The sequence below is a fragment of the Methylocaldum sp. 14B genome, from assembly GCF_002005105.1.
In the GTDB taxonomy this organism is placed as follows: Bacteria; Pseudomonadota; Gammaproteobacteria; order Methylococcales; family Methylococcaceae; genus Methylocaldum.
The window spans coordinates 109,410-124,797 of the sequence record NZ_MSCV01000011.1 but is presented as its reverse complement, the minus strand read 5'-3'; the positions used below and the strand labels follow the sequence as shown (position 1 = coordinate 124,797).

19 protein-coding genes are annotated in these 15,388 nt (G+C 66.0%); 6 read left to right on the top strand and 13 right to left on the bottom strand.

From position 1 onward, the window contains the following. Positions 1–3: 3 nt before the first annotated feature. From B2A78_RS10350 to B2A78_RS10295, 12 genes are all read right to left on the bottom strand, one after another. A complete protein-coding gene (locus B2A78_RS10350) occupies positions 4–2,190 on the bottom strand; it encodes an AAA family ATPase (RefSeq protein WP_077729911.1) in 2,187 nt (728 codons plus the stop codon). After that, positions 2,190–2,957 carry a hypothetical protein gene (locus B2A78_RS26590; protein ID WP_077729910.1) on the bottom strand — a complete coding sequence of 256 codons (768 nt, stop codon included), beginning with the start codon at positions 2,955–2,957 and terminating at the stop codon, positions 2,190–2,192. The genes B2A78_RS10350 and B2A78_RS26590 overlap by 1 nt, the downstream gene beginning before the upstream one ends. Before the next feature lie 10 nt (positions 2,958–2,967). Further along, positions 2,968–3,324, bottom strand: a complete 357-nt coding sequence (locus B2A78_RS10340) for a DUF6511 domain-containing protein (protein ID WP_143735140.1) — start codon at positions 3,322–3,324, stop codon at positions 2,968–2,970. Beyond that, positions 3,321–4,997 carry a DEAD/DEAH box helicase gene (locus B2A78_RS10335; RefSeq protein ID WP_077729908.1) on the bottom strand — a complete coding sequence of 559 codons (1,677 nt, stop codon included), beginning with the start codon at positions 4,995–4,997 and terminating at the stop codon, positions 3,321–3,323. Before B2A78_RS10335 ends, B2A78_RS10340 begins: the two co-directional genes overlap by 4 nt. 15 nt (positions 4,998–5,012) lie before the next feature. Further along, entirely contained in the window at positions 5,013–5,609 is a 597-nt protein-coding gene (locus B2A78_RS10330; protein WP_077729907.1) for a hypothetical protein, read from the bottom strand. 12 nt (positions 5,610–5,621) lie between these two features. Then, complete coding sequence (locus B2A78_RS10325; RefSeq protein WP_017364499.1) at positions 5,622–6,479, bottom strand: ATP-binding protein; 858 nt, start codon at positions 6,477–6,479, stop codon at positions 5,622–5,624. Continuing rightward, positions 6,476–6,757, bottom strand: a complete 282-nt coding sequence (locus B2A78_RS10320) for a hypothetical protein (protein ID WP_077729906.1) — start codon at positions 6,755–6,757, stop codon at positions 6,476–6,478. Before B2A78_RS10320 ends, B2A78_RS10325 begins: the two co-directional genes overlap by 4 nt. A 5-nt stretch (positions 6,758–6,762) precedes the next feature. Further along, the gene (locus B2A78_RS10315) at positions 6,763–7,233 is read right to left on the bottom strand and encodes a hypothetical protein (protein WP_077729905.1); all 471 of its coding nucleotides are present in this window, start codon (positions 7,231–7,233) and stop codon (positions 6,763–6,765) included. Then, the gene (locus B2A78_RS10310; protein WP_024892258.1) at positions 7,230–7,442 is read right to left on the bottom strand and encodes a helix-turn-helix domain-containing protein; all 213 of its coding nucleotides are present in this window, start codon (positions 7,440–7,442) and stop codon (positions 7,230–7,232) included. Before B2A78_RS10310 ends, B2A78_RS10315 begins: the two co-directional genes overlap by 4 nt. Positions 7,443–7,631: 189 nt before the next feature. Next, positions 7,632–7,856: a DUF2188 domain-containing protein gene (locus B2A78_RS10305; protein WP_026045836.1), complete on the bottom strand. Its 225-nt coding sequence runs from the start codon at positions 7,854–7,856 to the stop codon at positions 7,632–7,634. A gap of 65 nt (positions 7,857–7,921) precedes the next feature. After that, a complete protein-coding gene (locus B2A78_RS10300) occupies positions 7,922–8,878 on the bottom strand; it encodes a hypothetical protein (protein ID WP_077729904.1) in 957 nt (318 codons plus the stop codon). A gap of 8 nt (positions 8,879–8,886) precedes the next feature. Further along, the gene (locus B2A78_RS10295) at positions 8,887–10,110 is read right to left on the bottom strand and encodes a hypothetical protein (RefSeq protein ID WP_143735139.1); all 1,224 of its coding nucleotides are present in this window, start codon (positions 10,108–10,110) and stop codon (positions 8,887–8,889) included. Positions 10,111–10,308: 198 nt separating this feature from the next. On the opposite strand from B2A78_RS10295, the gene B2A78_RS10290 reads away from it, so the two are divergent. From B2A78_RS10290 to B2A78_RS10280, 3 genes are read left to right on the top strand one after another with little or no spacing between them, the layout of a single operon-like run. Then, positions 10,309–10,617, top strand: a complete 309-nt coding sequence (locus tag B2A78_RS10290; protein ID WP_205780731.1) for a helix-turn-helix transcriptional regulator — start codon at positions 10,309–10,311, stop codon at positions 10,615–10,617. Further along, the gene (locus tag B2A78_RS10285; RefSeq protein WP_077729901.1) at positions 10,614–11,525 is read left to right on the top strand and encodes an ImmA/IrrE family metallo-endopeptidase; all 912 of its coding nucleotides are present in this window, start codon (positions 10,614–10,616) and stop codon (positions 11,523–11,525) included. Before B2A78_RS10290 ends, B2A78_RS10285 begins: the two co-directional genes overlap by 4 nt. A gap of 17 nt (positions 11,526–11,542) precedes the next feature. Next, on the top strand, positions 11,543–12,757 hold the full coding sequence (locus B2A78_RS10280; RefSeq protein ID WP_077729900.1) for a hypothetical protein: 1,215 nt from the start codon (positions 11,543–11,545) through the stop codon (positions 12,755–12,757). Positions 12,758–12,900: 143 nt separating this feature from the next. Here the strand turns inward: B2A78_RS10280 and B2A78_RS26295 are convergent, their stop codons facing one another. Further along, positions 12,901–13,062 (bottom strand): hypothetical protein, encoded by a 162-nt coding sequence (locus tag B2A78_RS26295; RefSeq protein WP_205780730.1) that lies wholly within the window; start codon positions 13,060–13,062, stop codon positions 12,901–12,903. Positions 13,063–13,097: 35 nt separating this feature from the next. Here B2A78_RS26295 and B2A78_RS10270 point away from each other — a divergent pair, with 35 nt between their 5' ends. From B2A78_RS10270 to B2A78_RS10260, 3 genes are read left to right on the top strand one after another with little or no spacing between them, the layout of a single operon-like run. Beyond that, positions 13,098–13,598: a DUF2924 domain-containing protein gene (locus B2A78_RS10270; protein WP_077729898.1), complete on the top strand. Its 501-nt coding sequence runs from the start codon at positions 13,098–13,100 to the stop codon at positions 13,596–13,598. Then, complete coding sequence (locus B2A78_RS10265; RefSeq protein ID WP_077729897.1) at positions 13,595–14,950, top strand: recombinase family protein; 1,356 nt, start codon at positions 13,595–13,597, stop codon at positions 14,948–14,950. Before B2A78_RS10270 ends, B2A78_RS10265 begins: the two co-directional genes overlap by 4 nt. Further along, on the top strand, positions 14,947–15,387 hold the full coding sequence (locus B2A78_RS10260; RefSeq protein WP_077729896.1) for a LacI family transcriptional regulator: 441 nt from the start codon (positions 14,947–14,949) through the stop codon (positions 15,385–15,387). The genes B2A78_RS10265 and B2A78_RS10260 overlap by 4 nt, the downstream gene beginning before the upstream one ends. Position 15,388: the final 1 nt, after the last annotated feature.

The window sequence follows — 15,388 nt, the reverse complement described above, 5'->3', positions numbered from 1 at the left end:
TGTTCATGCGGGCTCCTCGGGGTCGTTCAGGTCGTCTTGGTAAACCCACACCTCGGGGTTCTCGACCGGCAGCGCGGCCCCCGATTGCGGGCATTTGAAGTGGGTGGGCAGCACCGGCAGTTCGCGCAGCGACACTTCGCCGGTGTCTGGATCGGGCTCGCCGACGACCGAGCGCAGCACCATCGCCTCGACGCACAGGTAGCCGAACTTGGTGCGGGCGGGCGGCAGGCCGTAGTCCTGCGCGTTGCGGAAGTACTTGATGTAGCCCTGGGTCGAGAGCGCGGAGAGGCGCTCGCGGATGGTGCGCTCGCCGCCGAGCCCCGCCTTGCCCTCGAAGCTTTCCGCGAACTGGTTGGCGGTGTAGCAGCGCCCCTGGGCCGCCTCGTCGAACAGGATCTGCAGGATGGCGTCGCGCTTGCGCCGGCGCTCGGCATCGAGGCGCTCGCCGTAGTCCTTCATCACCAGCCGCTCGTTGGCATCGACCTCCCGCCACTCGCCGCGGATCTTGTCCACGTGCATCGAGGGGATGGCCGCGCCGTTGCGCAGTTCGAAGATCAGCTGGCGCGTGGTGCGTGTCTCGTCCGGGCGAAACAGCAGCATGCCGGTGGTGTAGTAGCCGCGCAGACTCCCGGCCCCGGCCAGGGCCTGGAACGGGTCCTCCTCGAACTGCTTCTTGCCGAGCTTCTTGGTGTGGTGGGCCAGCACGACGCCGGCGTCCGGGTTCACCGCGTCGCGCAGGCGTTCCACCCGCTGCGACAGGAAGAACAGCATGGCGGCGTTGTCGTTCTCGCCGCCGGCGTCCCCGCCGTCGAAGACGTTGCGGATGGGATCGATGGCGATGATGTCGGGCGGCTCGCCGCCGAAGGCCTGCGCGATGGCGGGGATGACCTGATTGATCCCGGCGTCGTCCAGCACCAGGCGCAGCTGGGGCGTGGCGACGAAGTTGGCGCGTGCCGCACCCAGGCGACTGGGCGGGAGGCGGATCTCCTTCACGCGCTCGCGCAGGTAGTGGTACTGCACCTCGGCTTGCAGGTAGAACACCCGCAGCGGGCGCGGCGGCGTCATGGCGAGGAAGGTGGCGCCCGCCGCCATGTGCGTGAGCCAGACCAGCAGGAAGTCGCTCTTGCCCACCTTGGGCGCGCCGCCGAAGACGAGCATCCCGCCCGGGGTGAGCACGCGGGGCGCGACGAGGTCGGGCGGCAACGGGGAGTCGTCGTCGAGCAGCATGCCCAGGGTGAAGGTCGGGAGCCCGGGGGCGGCGATCTTCACGACCCTGCGCTCGCCCTCTCGAATGAACTCGGCGCAATCGAAGCCCTCGGCCACGGCGTCGGCCGCATCCCACTTGTCGGGCTTGTCCGTCGGCGGCATGAGGATGGCGACCGAGGCCGCCCCGGCCGCCACGCAGGCACGGGCGGCGTTCTCCGCGTAGTCCCAACCGGGCGCATCGCGATCCGGCCAGATCAGCACATGTTTGCCGGCGAGCGGCGTCCAGTCGGTTTTCTCCACCGGGGCCCGCGCGCCGTTCATAGCCGTGGTCGCCGTGATGCCCGTCCCGATCAGCGCCGAGGCCGCCTTCTCGCCCTCGACCAGTACCACCTCGCGCGCCTGGGCCACGGCCGGCAGGTTGTAGAGCGGACGCGGGTCGGGGGCGCGCCATAGGCGGGCGCGCACGTCCCAGGGGCGGTACTCCTTGCCAGTGGGCGGATCGAAGCGGTAGACGCAGGCGATGAGCCGACCGTCCTCCGCGAGGTAATCCCACTTCGCGGTGTAGGGGCCGAGCTCGTCGATCGGTGCGCTGCGGACATCCGATGGCTTCGCTCGGCCGATGGGCGGTGCGAGCCCGAGCCATCGGCGGATCTCGTCCGCGAGCCGGGGAAAGTCGTGCCGGGCGGAATGCCCCCGCGAGCGCGCCCATAGATCGATGACATCCCCGCCTTCGTCGGAGGCGAAGTCCTTCCACAGACCGCGCCGCTCGCCCTCGAGCTCGACCACCAGGCTCTTGCCACGGTTGCCGTCGACGTCACCGACATAGAACCTGCCGCCGCGGATGCGGCCCTGTGGGAACAGGTAGAGCAGCACCGCCTCCAGGCGATCGAGAAGACCCCTGCGCAGCGCCTCGGTATCGGATGACGCATGCGTCTGCTGATCCGGTGCATCATTGAAATCGAGCCAGACGATGTTTTCCGCCATCAAGCCGGTCTCCAGCAGCGGTCCTGCCAGGGACACGACTTGCACTCGAAGTGGGTCGGCGTGGTGGAGTGCCGGGGCAGCAGCTCGCCGGCCTCGGTGGCGGTGATGACCCGCACGGCCCGGTCCGACATGCGCTGCGCGAGCCCGCCGTCGAACGGCACGAGCTCGAACCAGATCTCCTCGCTGTCCTTGTTGATGGCGGTGAACAGCGCGGGATTGCTCGCGATGCCCGGCACGGCGCCTTCCATGTAGGCCTGGTAGACGGCGAGCTGGGCGGCATAGATCGGCTTGGCGCGGGCCACGCCCTGCTTGACGGTCTCGCGCCAGGACTTGTCGTTCATCGTCTTGCACTCCCACAGCGCGGGCCAACGCATGGAGAAGTCGAGATCGATGTCGGCGGGGCCGGCGGCGAGAATGCCGTCGACGTGTCCTTGGATGCGGCCGCCGGCGACGGAAAAACCGAACTGCCCGCCGTCGGCCCTGCGCGTGTAGAGCTCGAAGCCGGCCAGGCGCAGCCAGCGGATCGCCAGATCCTCCAGGGCATGCCCGACCTCGAACACCCGCAGCACCCGCCCGGGCAGCTCGCGGCCGGGATCGACCGGCGCCTGGGCGTACTCGTACTGCAGGGCGCGCTCGCAGGCCACGCCGAGCCGTGACGCGCCGAGATAACGGCGCGGCGTTTGTGAGGCACGTTCACGCGCCAGCGCCTCGTCGATGACGGCGCCGAGGCGCTCGTGGAACTTGGGGCGGTGGTTGTAATCGAGCATGGCCACCCCCTCAGAACGGCACGTCGTCGGGCGTGATCTCACGCAGGTTGTCGAAGTAGGCGGTGAGCACCACGTCGACCAGTTGCAGGACCTCCTTGCGGCTGTAGGCCGACAGCGGCCGGTCCATCCCGATGGCGGCGACGTATTCGCCGAGGTGGGGCAGCACGGCCTCCATCGCGGCCTTCTCGTTGTGGGTGGGATCAATCACGACGCCACCTCCCGCCTTCAGGCTGTGCAGATGGATGTCCTGGCAGCGCATCGAGCAGAAGCGCTTGAACAGGGGTTTTCCGTCCGGCGCACGCGGGCCATTCCTCGGCGACAGCCAGCAGAAGCCGCGTCCCTCTCGTCCGCAGATCGCGCATATCACGCCGCCCTCCGGTGTTCGTCGTTGGCTGCCAGCACGAGGCGCTGGATGGACGACTTGTTGAACTGGAAGGCGAGCAGCGCCGAGGCCTGGTAGCGGGTGAGCCCGAAGTCGGAACGTATGGCCTGCGGCAGGTAGCGCAGCTGCTTCTCGGTGGGCGGCTCGTTGAGCCAGCGGCGCGTCTTGTGGGCGGTGTCGAGGGACTCGTTCTCGTTCAACCAGTCGTCCGCCTTGGCCATGCAGACCGTGCGATCGCCCACCGCCAGCAGACGGGGCAGCAGGTCCTTGCCACCGCCGACCGCGTGCCAGCGGCCGTTCAGGAAGAAGACGCCACCCCAGGCGCCGAAGCCGGTGGCCATCAATGCATCGTCGCAGCCAAAGAGATCGCACCAGCGGAAGTTGGAGCGCTTGAGCAGGTCGATCTCCGTCATGACGAAGTCGTCCATGGCTTCCGCCTGCTCGGCCGGATCAATGGTCCATTCGAAGCCGCACAGTGGGCACTCGCGGCAGCCGAGCGGCACGGTCGCCTCGCAGGAGGGACACTCCTTGGTGGGCGCCTCGCCCTGGTGCTGGTGGCCGTCCAGGTTGGCCTCCTGCTCCAGCGAGCCGTGCATGAGCGTCGCGGTGCCGAAGTCGAGCACGATGCAATCGGTCTTGACCACGCCGGGATGCTCGGCCGGATCGACGGTCCGCAGCCCCCGCCCGATCATCTGGGTCAGCGTCGACTTGTGGGAGCTCGGTCGCAGCAGCACCACGCAGGAGGTGGGCGTGTAGTCGTAGCCCTCGGTCAGCACCGCCACGTTGACCACGACCTGCGCCTCGCCGGTCTCGTATTCGGCGAGGCGCGCCTTGCGCTCGGCGTCCGACAACTCGCCGTGGATCAGCACGGCGCGGATGCCGGCGGCATTGAGCGCGTCGGCCACGCACTGCGCGTGCGCCACGGTGGAGCAGAACACGATGGTCTTGCGCTCGCCGGCCTTCTCGCGCCAGTGACGGATCACCGCGTCGGTGATCGGCGTCCTGTTGAGGATCGCCTCCACCTCGGTCATGTCGAAGTCGGTGGCGGTGCGGCGCACCTGTGCGAGGGCAGACTGCGCGCCGACGTCGATGACGAAGGTGCGCGGCGGCACCAGGTGGCCGGAGGCGATGAGCTCGCCCAGGGTGATCTGGTCTGCGACGTTGCTGAACACCTCGCGCAGCCCCTTGCCGTCGCTGCGCGCGGGCGTGGCGGTGGCGCCGAAGATCAGCGCCTTGGGGTTGCGCGACAGCACGCGATCGATCACGCGCCGGTAGGACGGCGAGGCGGCATGGTGCGCCTCGTCGACCACCAGCAGATCGAGCGTGGGCATCGCGTCGAGATGCGCATCGCGCGAGAGCGTCTGCACCATCGCGAAGGTGGCGCGCCCGGCCCAGGACTTCTCCTTGGCATCGAACACCGAGGTGGTGAGACCGGGATTGACCCGGCCGAACTTCTCCCGGTTCTGGGCGGTGAGCTCGTCGCGGTGCGCGAGGATGCAGGCTTTTGCGTCGGGCTCCTCCAACACGCCGCCGGCCACCGCCGACAGCATGATGGTCTTGCCCGAACCGGTCGGGCCGATGGCCAGGGTGTTGCCGTGCCGGTAGAGCGCCGCGAGCGAGCGCTCCACCAGCAGGGCCTGACGGGGACGAAGCATCATGCCGGCAGTCCCCCCTTACTGCGCCCAGCTCGGACGGCCCGTGATCGGAGCGCGACCCGTGGCTTGGGCATATGCGTTGGGCGTGGTGGGCGCCGGGGCGGACGGACGCGCGTTGCCCATCAGCGCGGCGTAGTCCTTGTGATCGGGCTGGATCGCCTGCTTGATGACCGCCTTGTCCTGGCCGTTCTGGTCCTTCTCCCAATCGACCTTGCCGAGGAACTCGATGCCGTCCAGATCGGCGAAGCCGGCGATGCGCCGCGCGTTCTGGGCCTGGGGACTGGCATCGCCCGGATGGACGCCGCGCGCCGAGTTCAGGATCGCCTTGACGAAGGCGCGGCCCATGTTGGCCCACTCGGGACCCTTGGGGCTGTAGAGACCGATCAGCGACCACAGCTTGCGGCGGGCGTACTCACCCTCCATCACCACGAATTCGCAATTGAGGTACACCGAGCCGGTGTTGTCGTTTCGGGTGGCGTAGCCGCCGGTCCAGCCCTGGCTCGCATCGTCGAAGCCGCCCGGGCGGATGGCCATGCGCACGCGCACCAGCGTGCCCTTGGGGATCAGGTCGAACGAGGACTGCTCGTTGGCGTCGTTGAAATCGAAATAGCTCATGGTCGTGGCTCCTTATTGCTGTACGGGTTCGGAAGGCGCGGGGCGCGCGAAGTCGAGGCGTTCGAGTGCAGGGCGGGCCGGGCCGGCGATCTTGGCCATCAGCCGGCCGAGGTGCGGCTCCTCGATCTGGTCGAGGCGGCCGGAGCGGTCCTTGGCGGGGTAGCCCCAGGGGTTGAGCGTGTGGCAGACGAAGGCGCGGTAGGCCGTACCGTCGTCGGCCTTGAGCTCGGCCAGCGTCACCACCTCGTCGACGATGCCCGGCAGCTCGAGCCCGGTCTTGGAGCCGTCGATCTGCAGCTGGAAGACGCGGCGATTGAAGTCGTCGAGACGCTCGTCGAGGATGCCGACAAACCACACGTTCTTGCCGCGCGTGTGCTGCAGGTGGGTGAGCCAGGCGATCATCTCCTGGCCCATTAGGCCGTAGGCGCCGCGGGTATCCGGCTTGCCGGTCTTCTCCGAGTAGGCCTGCGGCTGGCCCTTGCACCACTGCAGGCACAGACGCCCGGCGACGGTGATCGAGTCGACGAACACGGTGTCGTAGCGATCGAGCACGGTCGGGTCACCGAAGCGCGCGCAGACGGCGTCGAAGTGAGCCTGGCTGAATGGCTGGTCCTCACGCAGCGCCGGATTCGGACCGCCGATGAACACCGCGAAGTCGCGGCACTCCTGCCAGGTGCGCGGGCGGATGGTGTCGCCCGCCCAGCCCTCGACCGCGAGGTCGCCCGCCTCGAGGTCGAAGAACAGGGTCGCCTCGGGCGCCAGGGTCCAGAGCTGCGAGGTCTTGCCGATGCCACTCTTGCCGACCAGCACGCCTTTCACGCCGCGCTTCTCGGCCAGGCGCTGGTCGGCGGAGATGATGGGAAGGCTCATGAGCGGCCCTCCTTGTCGGCGATGGCGTCTCCGATCCGGTGCGCGCCGAGTGCACCGCGTTTACGGGCGAGGTCGTAGAGCTCCCGCAAGGCGTTCATGCGGCGACTGATGGGCCGGACCTCGTTTTCGAGGGCGATGACGGCGAAGGCGATCTGGTCCAGAGTGGCGTCTTCGATGGCCACGTCGGCGCCATTCGTCTCGATCCGTTCCGGCAGGGACTCCAGCAGATAGGGGTGCTGCTTTTTCAGCTTGTCGAGCAAAGTGCGGTTCTTGAACATGACGGTCACTCCTCCAGCAGGGCGAGACGGAATCCGGGCTTGCCGGTCTTGAGGGTGCGGGCGGGGGCGAAGGCGCTCTTTAGCGACTCGGGCCAGGCGTTGAACTTGGTCTCGGAGACGCGGTAGGCGGTCTCGACGTACTCGGCGGGGTCCTCTCCGCCCTCGGCGATGCGGCGCACGATCTCGGCGAGACGCTTCTGGTCCCACTCGACCCGCTTGGGGAGGTCGGCGGTGACGCGCACGCGGCCGTCGTCGAAATGCACGACACCGGTATCCTTGCGGGCGGCCAGGCGCAGGGCGTGCGCGCGGTCGGCGTACTTCAGCTCCAATGCGCGTTCGAGGTGCTCGACGATGGCCTTGGCGGCCGAGAGCAGATCGGCGGCGTCGTTCTTCAGCTGGAACAGCGCATCGCTTTGCAGCGCGGCGAGCTCGCCGGCCGGCGTGGCGAGAACCTGGTCTGGGGTGAGGCGGCTCATGCCACACCTCCCGCGCCGACGCGCTCGGAGGTGCTCTTGCGCAGGCACTCCGCCTCGTAGGACTCGACGTCCTCGACGCGGTAGAGCACGCGCCCCTGGATCTTGAGAAAGACCGGCCCGATTCCTTCGGAGCGCCAACGTTCCAGGGTGGCTTCGCTGACGCCCCAACGGTCGGCCAGTTGGCGTTGGTTGAGGTGTTTGATACTCACGATTCGCTCCTTACGGGTTGTTGCGGAAACGTGAGGTCATTCTGGGTTTCAGGGGGTGGACAAACCGGCGGGCAAAGCGGGCAGGATGGGCGGGCAAATCGTGCAAATCGGCCCTGCGCAGAGCCGGAAAAGAAAAAGGCCCGGAGTGGTTGGCTCCGGGCCCTTATCGGGGGTGGAAATGCGGGGTGGTCAGCCGGGAGGCGGGAACGGATCTTTGCCGTAGCTGTTGCGCTCGCGGATCTTCCCGTCCTCGCCCTGGATGAGCACCTCGCTGCCCTGGTTGCGCGCGATGTCGCGTGCGCGCTCGAAGGCTTCCTGTTGTGTATCGTGTACGGAGGTCAGGCGGTCGTTGCCTTCCCCCCGGACACCCCACTTGTCGCCGTTGCGGACGACCCACTGGTTCTTACCACTCATGTCATTTACCTCATCCAGATCGAAGTTGAACTGCCGGATGAAAGGATTGCGCTTCGTTGGGTGCATCACCTCCTTTGGTCGTTGACGAATTCGGGTTTCAGCCAATAGTGACCGTCGTTGTCGTGGGCGACGAAGGTGCGGTAGACGGCCTTGTGCCGCTTGCAGATGTCCGCGCCCTTGCACTTGTCGACATCGATTTCCAAGGCGTCGGCGATGGTGCGTTTATGGACGGGATCGCCGCCGCCCTGCGCGAGTACCGAAAGAAAGCGGTAGACCTGGGGCGACAGTGCGTGCCGCTCTCCGTCGATCAGTGCGATGCGGCCGGAGTGCATGAGCCGCAGGGAGGTTTCCGAATCCCGTTCGCCGATCCCGGCGGAGCCGTCGAGGTATGCGTCGAGATTCTCGATGACGAAGCCGGCCTTGCGGAGATGCGCCACGGCACGCAGCGGAACGACGAGATGGCCGGCGGCCTGGATCGCTTGGGCGACGTCGGGTGTAGTGGTGATGAGGACGCCGCAACCCGGTGCGCAGGCAGTGCGAAGTCGATGTTCGATGATGGGCGTCAAGGCCGGGTCGTTCAGCCTTCGACCGAAGAAGATAATGCGCCGCTTTCGCCGATGTTCGATCTCGCCCAGGCGCCACAGCGCTGTCGGAACCAGCTCTTCATGTTGATACCGTCCCGCAAGGCCCAGGGCCGAGGCGAGCCAGCGGACGATGCGCGTGATGTCTACCCTGAGCCGTGTCACTTGATCACTGGCCAGATCCACCCAGCCGCAGTCCGTGCAGTACCCCTGGCGGCCTCCTTGCTCGAAGCGAATCCCCTCCAGATCGCCCATTCCGCACCAGGGACAGAGAATGCTCGATCCGACACCGTCGCCCGCCCCGAGGGCGCCGAGGTCGAGGAGATGCCGATAGGCATCCATTTGTCCGGAATACCGGGCGGCATCCGGATGGAGGCTTTCCTCGGATTCCTCGACGAGCCCGCAGAGCAGGCCGAAGGCGATGTCGTTGCGTGCTTGCACGGCGGCTTCTACGCGACCAGGGCCAGTTCGACTTCGGTCGGTTCGGAGACGCGCCAGGCACGCAGGAGGCGCTCAGCGAGCTTGGCGTCCTCCTCTGCCATGTCCTGGAGGTTGGAGATCCCCGATTGCTTGAGGTCGATGTTCAGTACGCGACCGCGCTTGCCCACCTCGGCAGGGGCGAAGTAGATGCTGATGAGGGCCTCGACGATATTGAACGGACCGCGGAACAGGTCGTGGTCCTTCAGGTGGGCGCTCGATGCAGCGAGCACGCAGTGTTCGGCCTGATCCGCCGGTACGCCTACCCAGAAGTCGCAGATCGGCGCCCTCGTGCTCCTGAGCCGGGCGCGGCGGAGGCGAATGCGATCAATGCCGTGGGCGGCGAGGTCGATGTCGCTGTCCTCCGGAAGGTCCAAGCCGTGCCGCAGCCGGTTGAGATAGAACATCGGCTGCTTCACTGCCTCGGGCTTGACCTCCTGTTTCAGCAGATGGCGTGCGAAGAGCGTCACCAGCGGCTGGTGGACCTTGGCGCCGCCCCGGCCGACGGTGTCGACGATGCCGGATGCGGGAAAGTAGACCAGCGCGAGATTGGTCGCCGGGCGGGTCGTTCGGCGGCGCATGCCCTCCTCGACGAACTCCACCAGATCGTTGGGATCGTCCTCCACGTAGACGCTGATCTGCACACCGCCGTCCAGGTGACGGTCGCAGACGTCCACATGGCAGGCGCGCCGTGGTCCCTTGCGTTTCGAGAGCACCTCGGACAAGGCGGCCTGCAATCCCTCGATGTCGGCAGCCTCTCGGGACACCGGCTCGGTCACCTTGATGGCTTGCCGTTTCCACGACCGCTTGCCGACGCCGAGATCGAATTGGAGCAGCGCCTCCGCCGTCATGAAGGTGTTCGGCCAGTTCACCAGCACCCACAAGGCCCGTTCGGCGTGGTTGCGCAGTTTTCCGAAGTCCTCCCGAATGGCCGCGTCGTTGTCGCTGGCGTTGAGGATCGCATCGATGCCTTTCTGGGTCGCGAGGGCGTGGGCATGGCGCAGTTCCGCGTGCAGCAGTGCCTGTTGATCCGGTTCGAGTTCCTCCAGGAGGGCGATCAGGGCATCGGAAAATGCCTTTTCCTCGGCGTTCCAGTCAAAAGATTCGGGGATGGCGATGGAACGGGAGGACAGATACGCCTGCCAAGTGGTGGCCGGAACCTGACGGGCGAGGTGACGAGGGTTGAACGCGGTCATGCCTTTCTTCTCCTTCTTCAAACGGACGATGCCCGGCGCCGCCACATCCCACCAAGGACGCGAACGTTCGGTGTGCCGAACGTTTCGGATTGTCTCGGACTGATGCTGGGTTTGTCAAGCAGGTACGAAATCGTTCGGCGTAGTGGTAACATCTTCGGCCTGACGCAGAACGATTAGGAGATACCGGTGCCATCGCCCTTGGGGGACAAGATCCGCGCATTGCGGAAACAGAAGAAGCTCAGCCTTGAGCAGTTGGCCGAACTGACCGACTCCAGCAAGAGCTACATCTGGGAGCTGGAGAACAAGGACGAACCGAAGCCCTCGGCTGAGAAGATCGGCAAGATCGCTGCCGTACTCGAGGTGACTACAGAATTCCTGCTCACCGAGTCGGCGACCACGCCGGACGAAGAAGTGCTCGATGAGGCCTTCTTCCGTAAGTACAAAAGCATGTCCGAGCCGGACAAGAAGAAGATCCGCAAGATTCTCGACGCGTGGGAAGATGAATGACAGAGGCCAAGAAGCCCATGGCCGAGGCCAACCGCATCTCGGCCATGCTCAACACGGTTCTCGGGGCGGATCGGTTTCCCGTCAAGGTCGATGAGCTCGCCCTGGAGTACTCGCGCCAGTGTTTCGCCGACTCGCCGATCGACAAGATCCGGGGGGAGGATCTGGACGGCTTCGACGGCCTCCTGGCGGCCAACAAGACGCGGTCGAAGTGGCTGATCCTCTACAACAGCGCCACTCCATCGGAGGGACGCAAGCGCTTCACGATCGCGCACGAGTTCGGTCACTACATCCTCCATCGCCATCAGCAGGATCGTTTCGAGTGCGGTGACGACGACATCGAGACCGGTGACAACGACGAGCGGGACATCGAGGCCGAGGCAGATCTTTTCGCGTCGACCCTGCTGATGCCGCTGGACGACTTTCGGCGTCAGGTCGACGGGCAGCCGATCAGCTTCGATCTGCTGGGTCACTGCGCCGACCGCTACGGCGTCTCGTTGACCGCGGCAGCTCTGCGCTGGACCGAGATCGCGCCCAAGCGGGCAGTGCTGGTCGCCAGCCGCGACGACCACATGCTGTGGGCCAAGTCGAACAAGGCGGCGCTCAGGTCTGGCGCCTACTTCGCGACCCGCAGGAACACCATCGAGCTGCCGCACGATGCTCTGGCGCACAGCTACAACGCCTTTGACATGGCCGACAGCCGGACGGGGCGTGCCCAGTCCTGGTTTGCCCGTGAACCTGCCACCATGCCGATCACCGAAATGACCCGCGTCGCTGCCCAATACGACTACACATTGACCCTGCTGGTGCTGCCCGAGGCCGAATGGCAGGGCGCGCGCCAGGACGACGAGGAGCCGGAGGAAGACACCTACGATCGTTTCATTCGCAACGGCCAGTATCCGGTGCGGTAGCCCATGGCGGATCGATCGTGAGCGCCCACAAGTGGCAATTCACCTCCCGTTTTCGCCGTCATGCGTTCGGCTGGCGATCCGACACGCCGGTGCAGCGGATCAAGGAAGCCATCGCGGAGATCAAGCAGGTCGCACGCAAGGAGCCTGTTCTCGCAGCTGAGGGCGCCATCACCCTGCTGGAAAAGCTCTCGCCAGCCCTGGAGCAAGTGGACAGCTCATCGGGCGCCCTGGGTTCGGCCGTCAACAAGGCCATCGACACCCTGGTGCCCATCATCGTCAAAGCGGATGTCGAGCCACAGATGCGGCGACGCTGGCTGGAGCGTTTGTGGCAGGCGCTGCAAGACGACGAAATGCCCTACATCGAACTACTGGGCGACTACTGGGGCGAGCTGTGCGTGACCCCGGAGCTGGCGTCACACTGGGCCGACGAGTTCATGCCGGTCGTCGAAAGCGTATGGAGCCCGAAGGCGTCTGGCCACGGATTCTTCAAGGGCACGAGCGCCTGCCTGGCATCCCTGTGTGCGGCAGGCCGCCATCAGGAACTGCTGGCGTTGCTCGACAAGGCGCCTTTCAAGTGGTGGCACGACCGGCGCTGGGGTGTGAAGGCACTGTCGGCGATGGGCAAGAAGGCGGAAGCGATCCGCTACGCCGAGGAATCACGTGGTCTCAATGACCCGGGTTGGCAGATCGCGCAAGCCTGCGAGGCCCTCCTGTTGTCCTCCGGGTTGATCGACGAAGCCTACCGGCGCTATGCCTTGGAGGCGAATCAGGGCACAACGAACCTGGCGACGTTTCGTGCCATTGCCAAGAAGTATCCCGACAAGCTGCCGGAAGAGATCCTGCGCGACCTGATTGCCAGCACGCCCGGCGCCGAAGGCAAATGGTTTGCCGCTGCCAAGGACGCGGGTCTCTTCACCGTGGCTGCTGAACTGGCGACACGCAGCCCGACCGATCCGCGCACCTTGACCCGCGCCGCCCGCGATTGTGCCGTGAAGCAGCCTGACTTCGCGCTCGCCGCCGGCCTGGCCGCGTTGCACTGGATCTCCCTCGGATATGGCTACGACATCACCGGGGCTGATGTGCTCGATGCGTATTCGGCAGTCACGCAGGCGGCGGCAGGCGCAGGCGTCCCTGCCCAGCGCGTCAACGAGCAGATCCGGGAAATGATCGCCAGCGCTCAGCCCGGAGATTCGCTGGTGAAGACGATCCTCGCCCGTCATTTATCGAACTGACAGGAACCTACTTTTCGCCACAGCCCGCATCAGTCCGCACGCCTCCGAAACTCCCTGATGGTGTCGGCGGCGGTCCATCCGGACAATTTCGCGTCATGCGAGTTGGACAGACAGGACCGCTACCGATGCATCGATTCAACCACCTACCACCCGACCGGATGACGCCGGAGCAGCGCCGGCGCGAAATTGCGTCCCTGCTGGCAAACGGGCTGGTGCGCTTGCGCAACGCCGGTGCTGCGCAGTCCGCAAACATAGCCGCAGAGAGCGAGTTTGAGCTTGGCTTTTCCGGCAACCAGCGCGTTCATTCAGACCCCGTCAACAAGACAACTACGGAGTCAGAATGAGTACGCCGAAAGAGACGTTTTCAACGCCGCCATCGGTGGCGGGGCAAATCGCCCGATTGCCCGAGCTTCCGATGGCCGAGATCAAGGTGCTCTGGAAAAAGCTGGTCGGTGAGGACGCGCCCACGCACAACCGCCAGTTCCTTGAGCGACGCATTGCGTACCGGCTGCAGGAAGCGGAATTCCGCAAAGCCAACGCCTGCCTGCTGGATCGCAACAAGCGGCGGATCGCCGATCTGGTGGAAACCGGCAAGGTCAGGAAGCGCGACCGCGATTACCGCCCTGCGGCCGGCACGGTGCTGACCCGGGAATACAAGGGTGTCGAGTACAGGGTGGTCTCGATGGCCGATGGTCAGTACGAATTCCAGGGCCGCACCTTCGCCAGCCTTTCGATGATCGCCCGCGAGATCACGGGCACACGGTGGTCCGGTCCGCTGTTCTTCGGCCTCAAGCCGTCGGCCAATCCCAAGCCCGGCGCGAGGAAGGGAGGCCGGCGATGAGCGAAGTTCTGAAGCGTCGCATGCGCTGCGCCGTCTACACGCGCAAGTCCACCGACGAAGGTCTGGACCAGGAATACAACTCCATCGATGCACAGCGCGACGCGGGCCATGCCTACATCGCCAGCCAACGCGCCGAGGGCTGGATTCCGGTCGCCGACGACTACGACGATCCCGCGTTCTCGGGCGGCAACATGGACCGGCCGGCGCTGCGTCGGCTACTCGCCGACATCGAGGCCGGCAAGATCGACATCGTGGTGGTCTACAAGATCGATCGCCTGACACGCAGCCTCGCCGATTTCTCCAAGATGGTGGATGTGTTCGAGCGCTATGGCGTGTCCTTCGTCTCGGTCACGCAGCAGTTCAACACCACCACGTCGATGGGGCGGCTGATGCTGAACATCCTCCTGTCCTTCGCCCAGTTCGAGCGGGAGGTGACCGGCGAGCGCATCCGCGACAAGATCTCCGCCAGCAAGCGCAAGGGCATGTGGATGGGCGGCGTGCCGCCACTTGGCTACGACGTCGAGAACCGCCGGCTGGTCCCAAACGAAAGCGAGGCCAAGCTGGTCCGCCACATCTTCCAACGTTTCGTCGAACTCGGCTCCAGCACGATGCTGGTCAAGGAGTTGAGGCTGGACGGCGTGACGTCGAAGGCGTGGACCACGCAGGACGGCAAAGTCAGGGAAGGCAAGCCGATCGACAAGAGCCTGGTGTACAAGCTGCTCAACAACCGTACCTACCTCGGTGAACTGCGCCACAAGGAGCAGTGGTACCCGGCCGAGCATCCGCCGATCATCGAGCGGGAGCTTTGGGACCGGGCTCACGCCATCCTGGCCACCAACGGCCGGGTCCGCGGTAACACCACGCGGGCGACCGTTCCCTATCTGCTCAAGGGCATCGTGTTCGGCAACGATGGCCGGGCGCTGTCGCCCTGGCACACCACGAAGAAGAACGGGCGCCGGTATCGCTATTACGTTCCGCAACGAGACTGCAAGGAGCATGCGGGAGCGTCCGGGTTGCCGCGCCTACCGGCCGCCGAACTGGAATCGGCGGTCCTCGACCAGCTGCGCGCGATCCTGCGCGCGCCCGATCTCTTGGGCGAGGTGTTGCCGCAGGCGATCGAGCTCGACCCGACCCTGGACGAGGCGCAGGTCACGGTGGCCATGACCCGGCTCGACGCGATCTGGGATCAGCTGTTTCCTGCGGAGCAGAGCCGAATCGTCCGGCTGCTGGTCGAGAAAGTGATCGTGTCGCCCAACGACCTCGAGGTGCGGTTGCGCGCCAACGGCATCGAGCGTCTGGTGCTGGAGCTGCGTCCCGAGCCCGCCGAGCAGACGGAGGAGGCGCTGGCATGAGTGACATCCGCATCCTGAAGACCGGCGAGCCGGACATCCTCCAGACGAGTGACGGCAGGTTGACCCTGTCCGTGCCGATCCAGATCAAACGCCGCAGCGGGCGCAAGCTGGTCACGCTGCCGAGCGGCGAAACCGCTCCCGTGCGGCCGTGGGACGTAACCCCGACGCCGCTCCAGTTGGCGCTGGCGAGGGGGCATCGCTGGCTGGCCATGCTCGAGTCGGGGGAAGCGAAATCACTGAAGGAGATCGCCGCGCGGGAGGGGATCGACAACAGCTACGTGAGCCGGATGGTCAACCTCACCACGCTGGCGCCGGACATCGTGGCCGCGATCCTGGACGATACGCTGCCGAATCACATCACCCTGTTCGACTTGGCGGTGGACCCGCCGGCGTTGTGGGATGAGCAGCGCGCGCGGATTGGGCTTGGAAGTGGCTGAC

Excerpts from the sequence above, each read along its gene's own strand:
- B2A78_RS10350 (WP_077729911.1), bottom strand. The coding sequence starts at position 2,190 with ATGGCGGAAAACATCGTCTGGCTCGATTTCAATGATGCACCGGATCAG.
- B2A78_RS26590 (WP_077729910.1), bottom strand. The coding sequence starts at position 2,957 with ATGCTCGATTACAACCACCGCCCCAAGTTCCACGAGCGCCTCGGCGCC.
- B2A78_RS10335 (WP_077729908.1), bottom strand. The coding sequence starts at position 4,997 with ATGATGCTTCGTCCCCGTCAGGCCCTGCTGGTGGAGCGCTCGCTCGCG.
- B2A78_RS10330 (WP_077729907.1), bottom strand. The coding sequence starts at position 5,609 with ATGAGCTATTTCGATTTCAACGACGCCAACGAGCAGTCCTCGTTCGAC.
- B2A78_RS10325 (WP_017364499.1), bottom strand. The coding sequence starts at position 6,479 with ATGAGCCTTCCCATCATCTCCGCCGACCAGCGCCTGGCCGAGAAGCGC.
- B2A78_RS10320 (WP_077729906.1), bottom strand. The coding sequence starts at position 6,757 with ATGTTCAAGAACCGCACTTTGCTCGACAAGCTGAAAAAGCAGCACCCC.
- B2A78_RS10315 (WP_077729905.1), bottom strand. The coding sequence starts at position 7,233 with ATGAGCCGCCTCACCCCAGACCAGGTTCTCGCCACGCCGGCCGGCGAG.
- B2A78_RS10305 (WP_026045836.1), bottom strand. The coding sequence starts at position 7,856 with ATGAGTGGTAAGAACCAGTGGGTCGTCCGCAACGGCGACAAGTGGGGT.
- B2A78_RS10295 (WP_143735139.1), bottom strand. The coding sequence starts at position 10,110 with ATGACCGCGTTCAACCCTCGTCACCTCGCCCGTCAGGTTCCGGCCACC.
- B2A78_RS10285 (WP_077729901.1), top strand. The coding sequence starts at position 10,614 with ATGACAGAGGCCAAGAAGCCCATGGCCGAGGCCAACCGCATCTCGGCC.
- B2A78_RS26295 (WP_205780730.1), bottom strand. The coding sequence starts at position 13,062 with ATGAACGCGCTGGTTGCCGGAAAAGCCAAGCTCAAACTCGCTCTCTGC.
- B2A78_RS10270 (WP_077729898.1), top strand. The coding sequence starts at position 13,098 with ATGAGTACGCCGAAAGAGACGTTTTCAACGCCGCCATCGGTGGCGGGG.
- B2A78_RS10265 (WP_077729897.1), top strand. The coding sequence starts at position 13,595 with ATGAGCGAAGTTCTGAAGCGTCGCATGCGCTGCGCCGTCTACACGCGC.
- B2A78_RS10260 (WP_077729896.1), top strand. The coding sequence starts at position 14,947 with ATGAGTGACATCCGCATCCTGAAGACCGGCGAGCCGGACATCCTCCAG.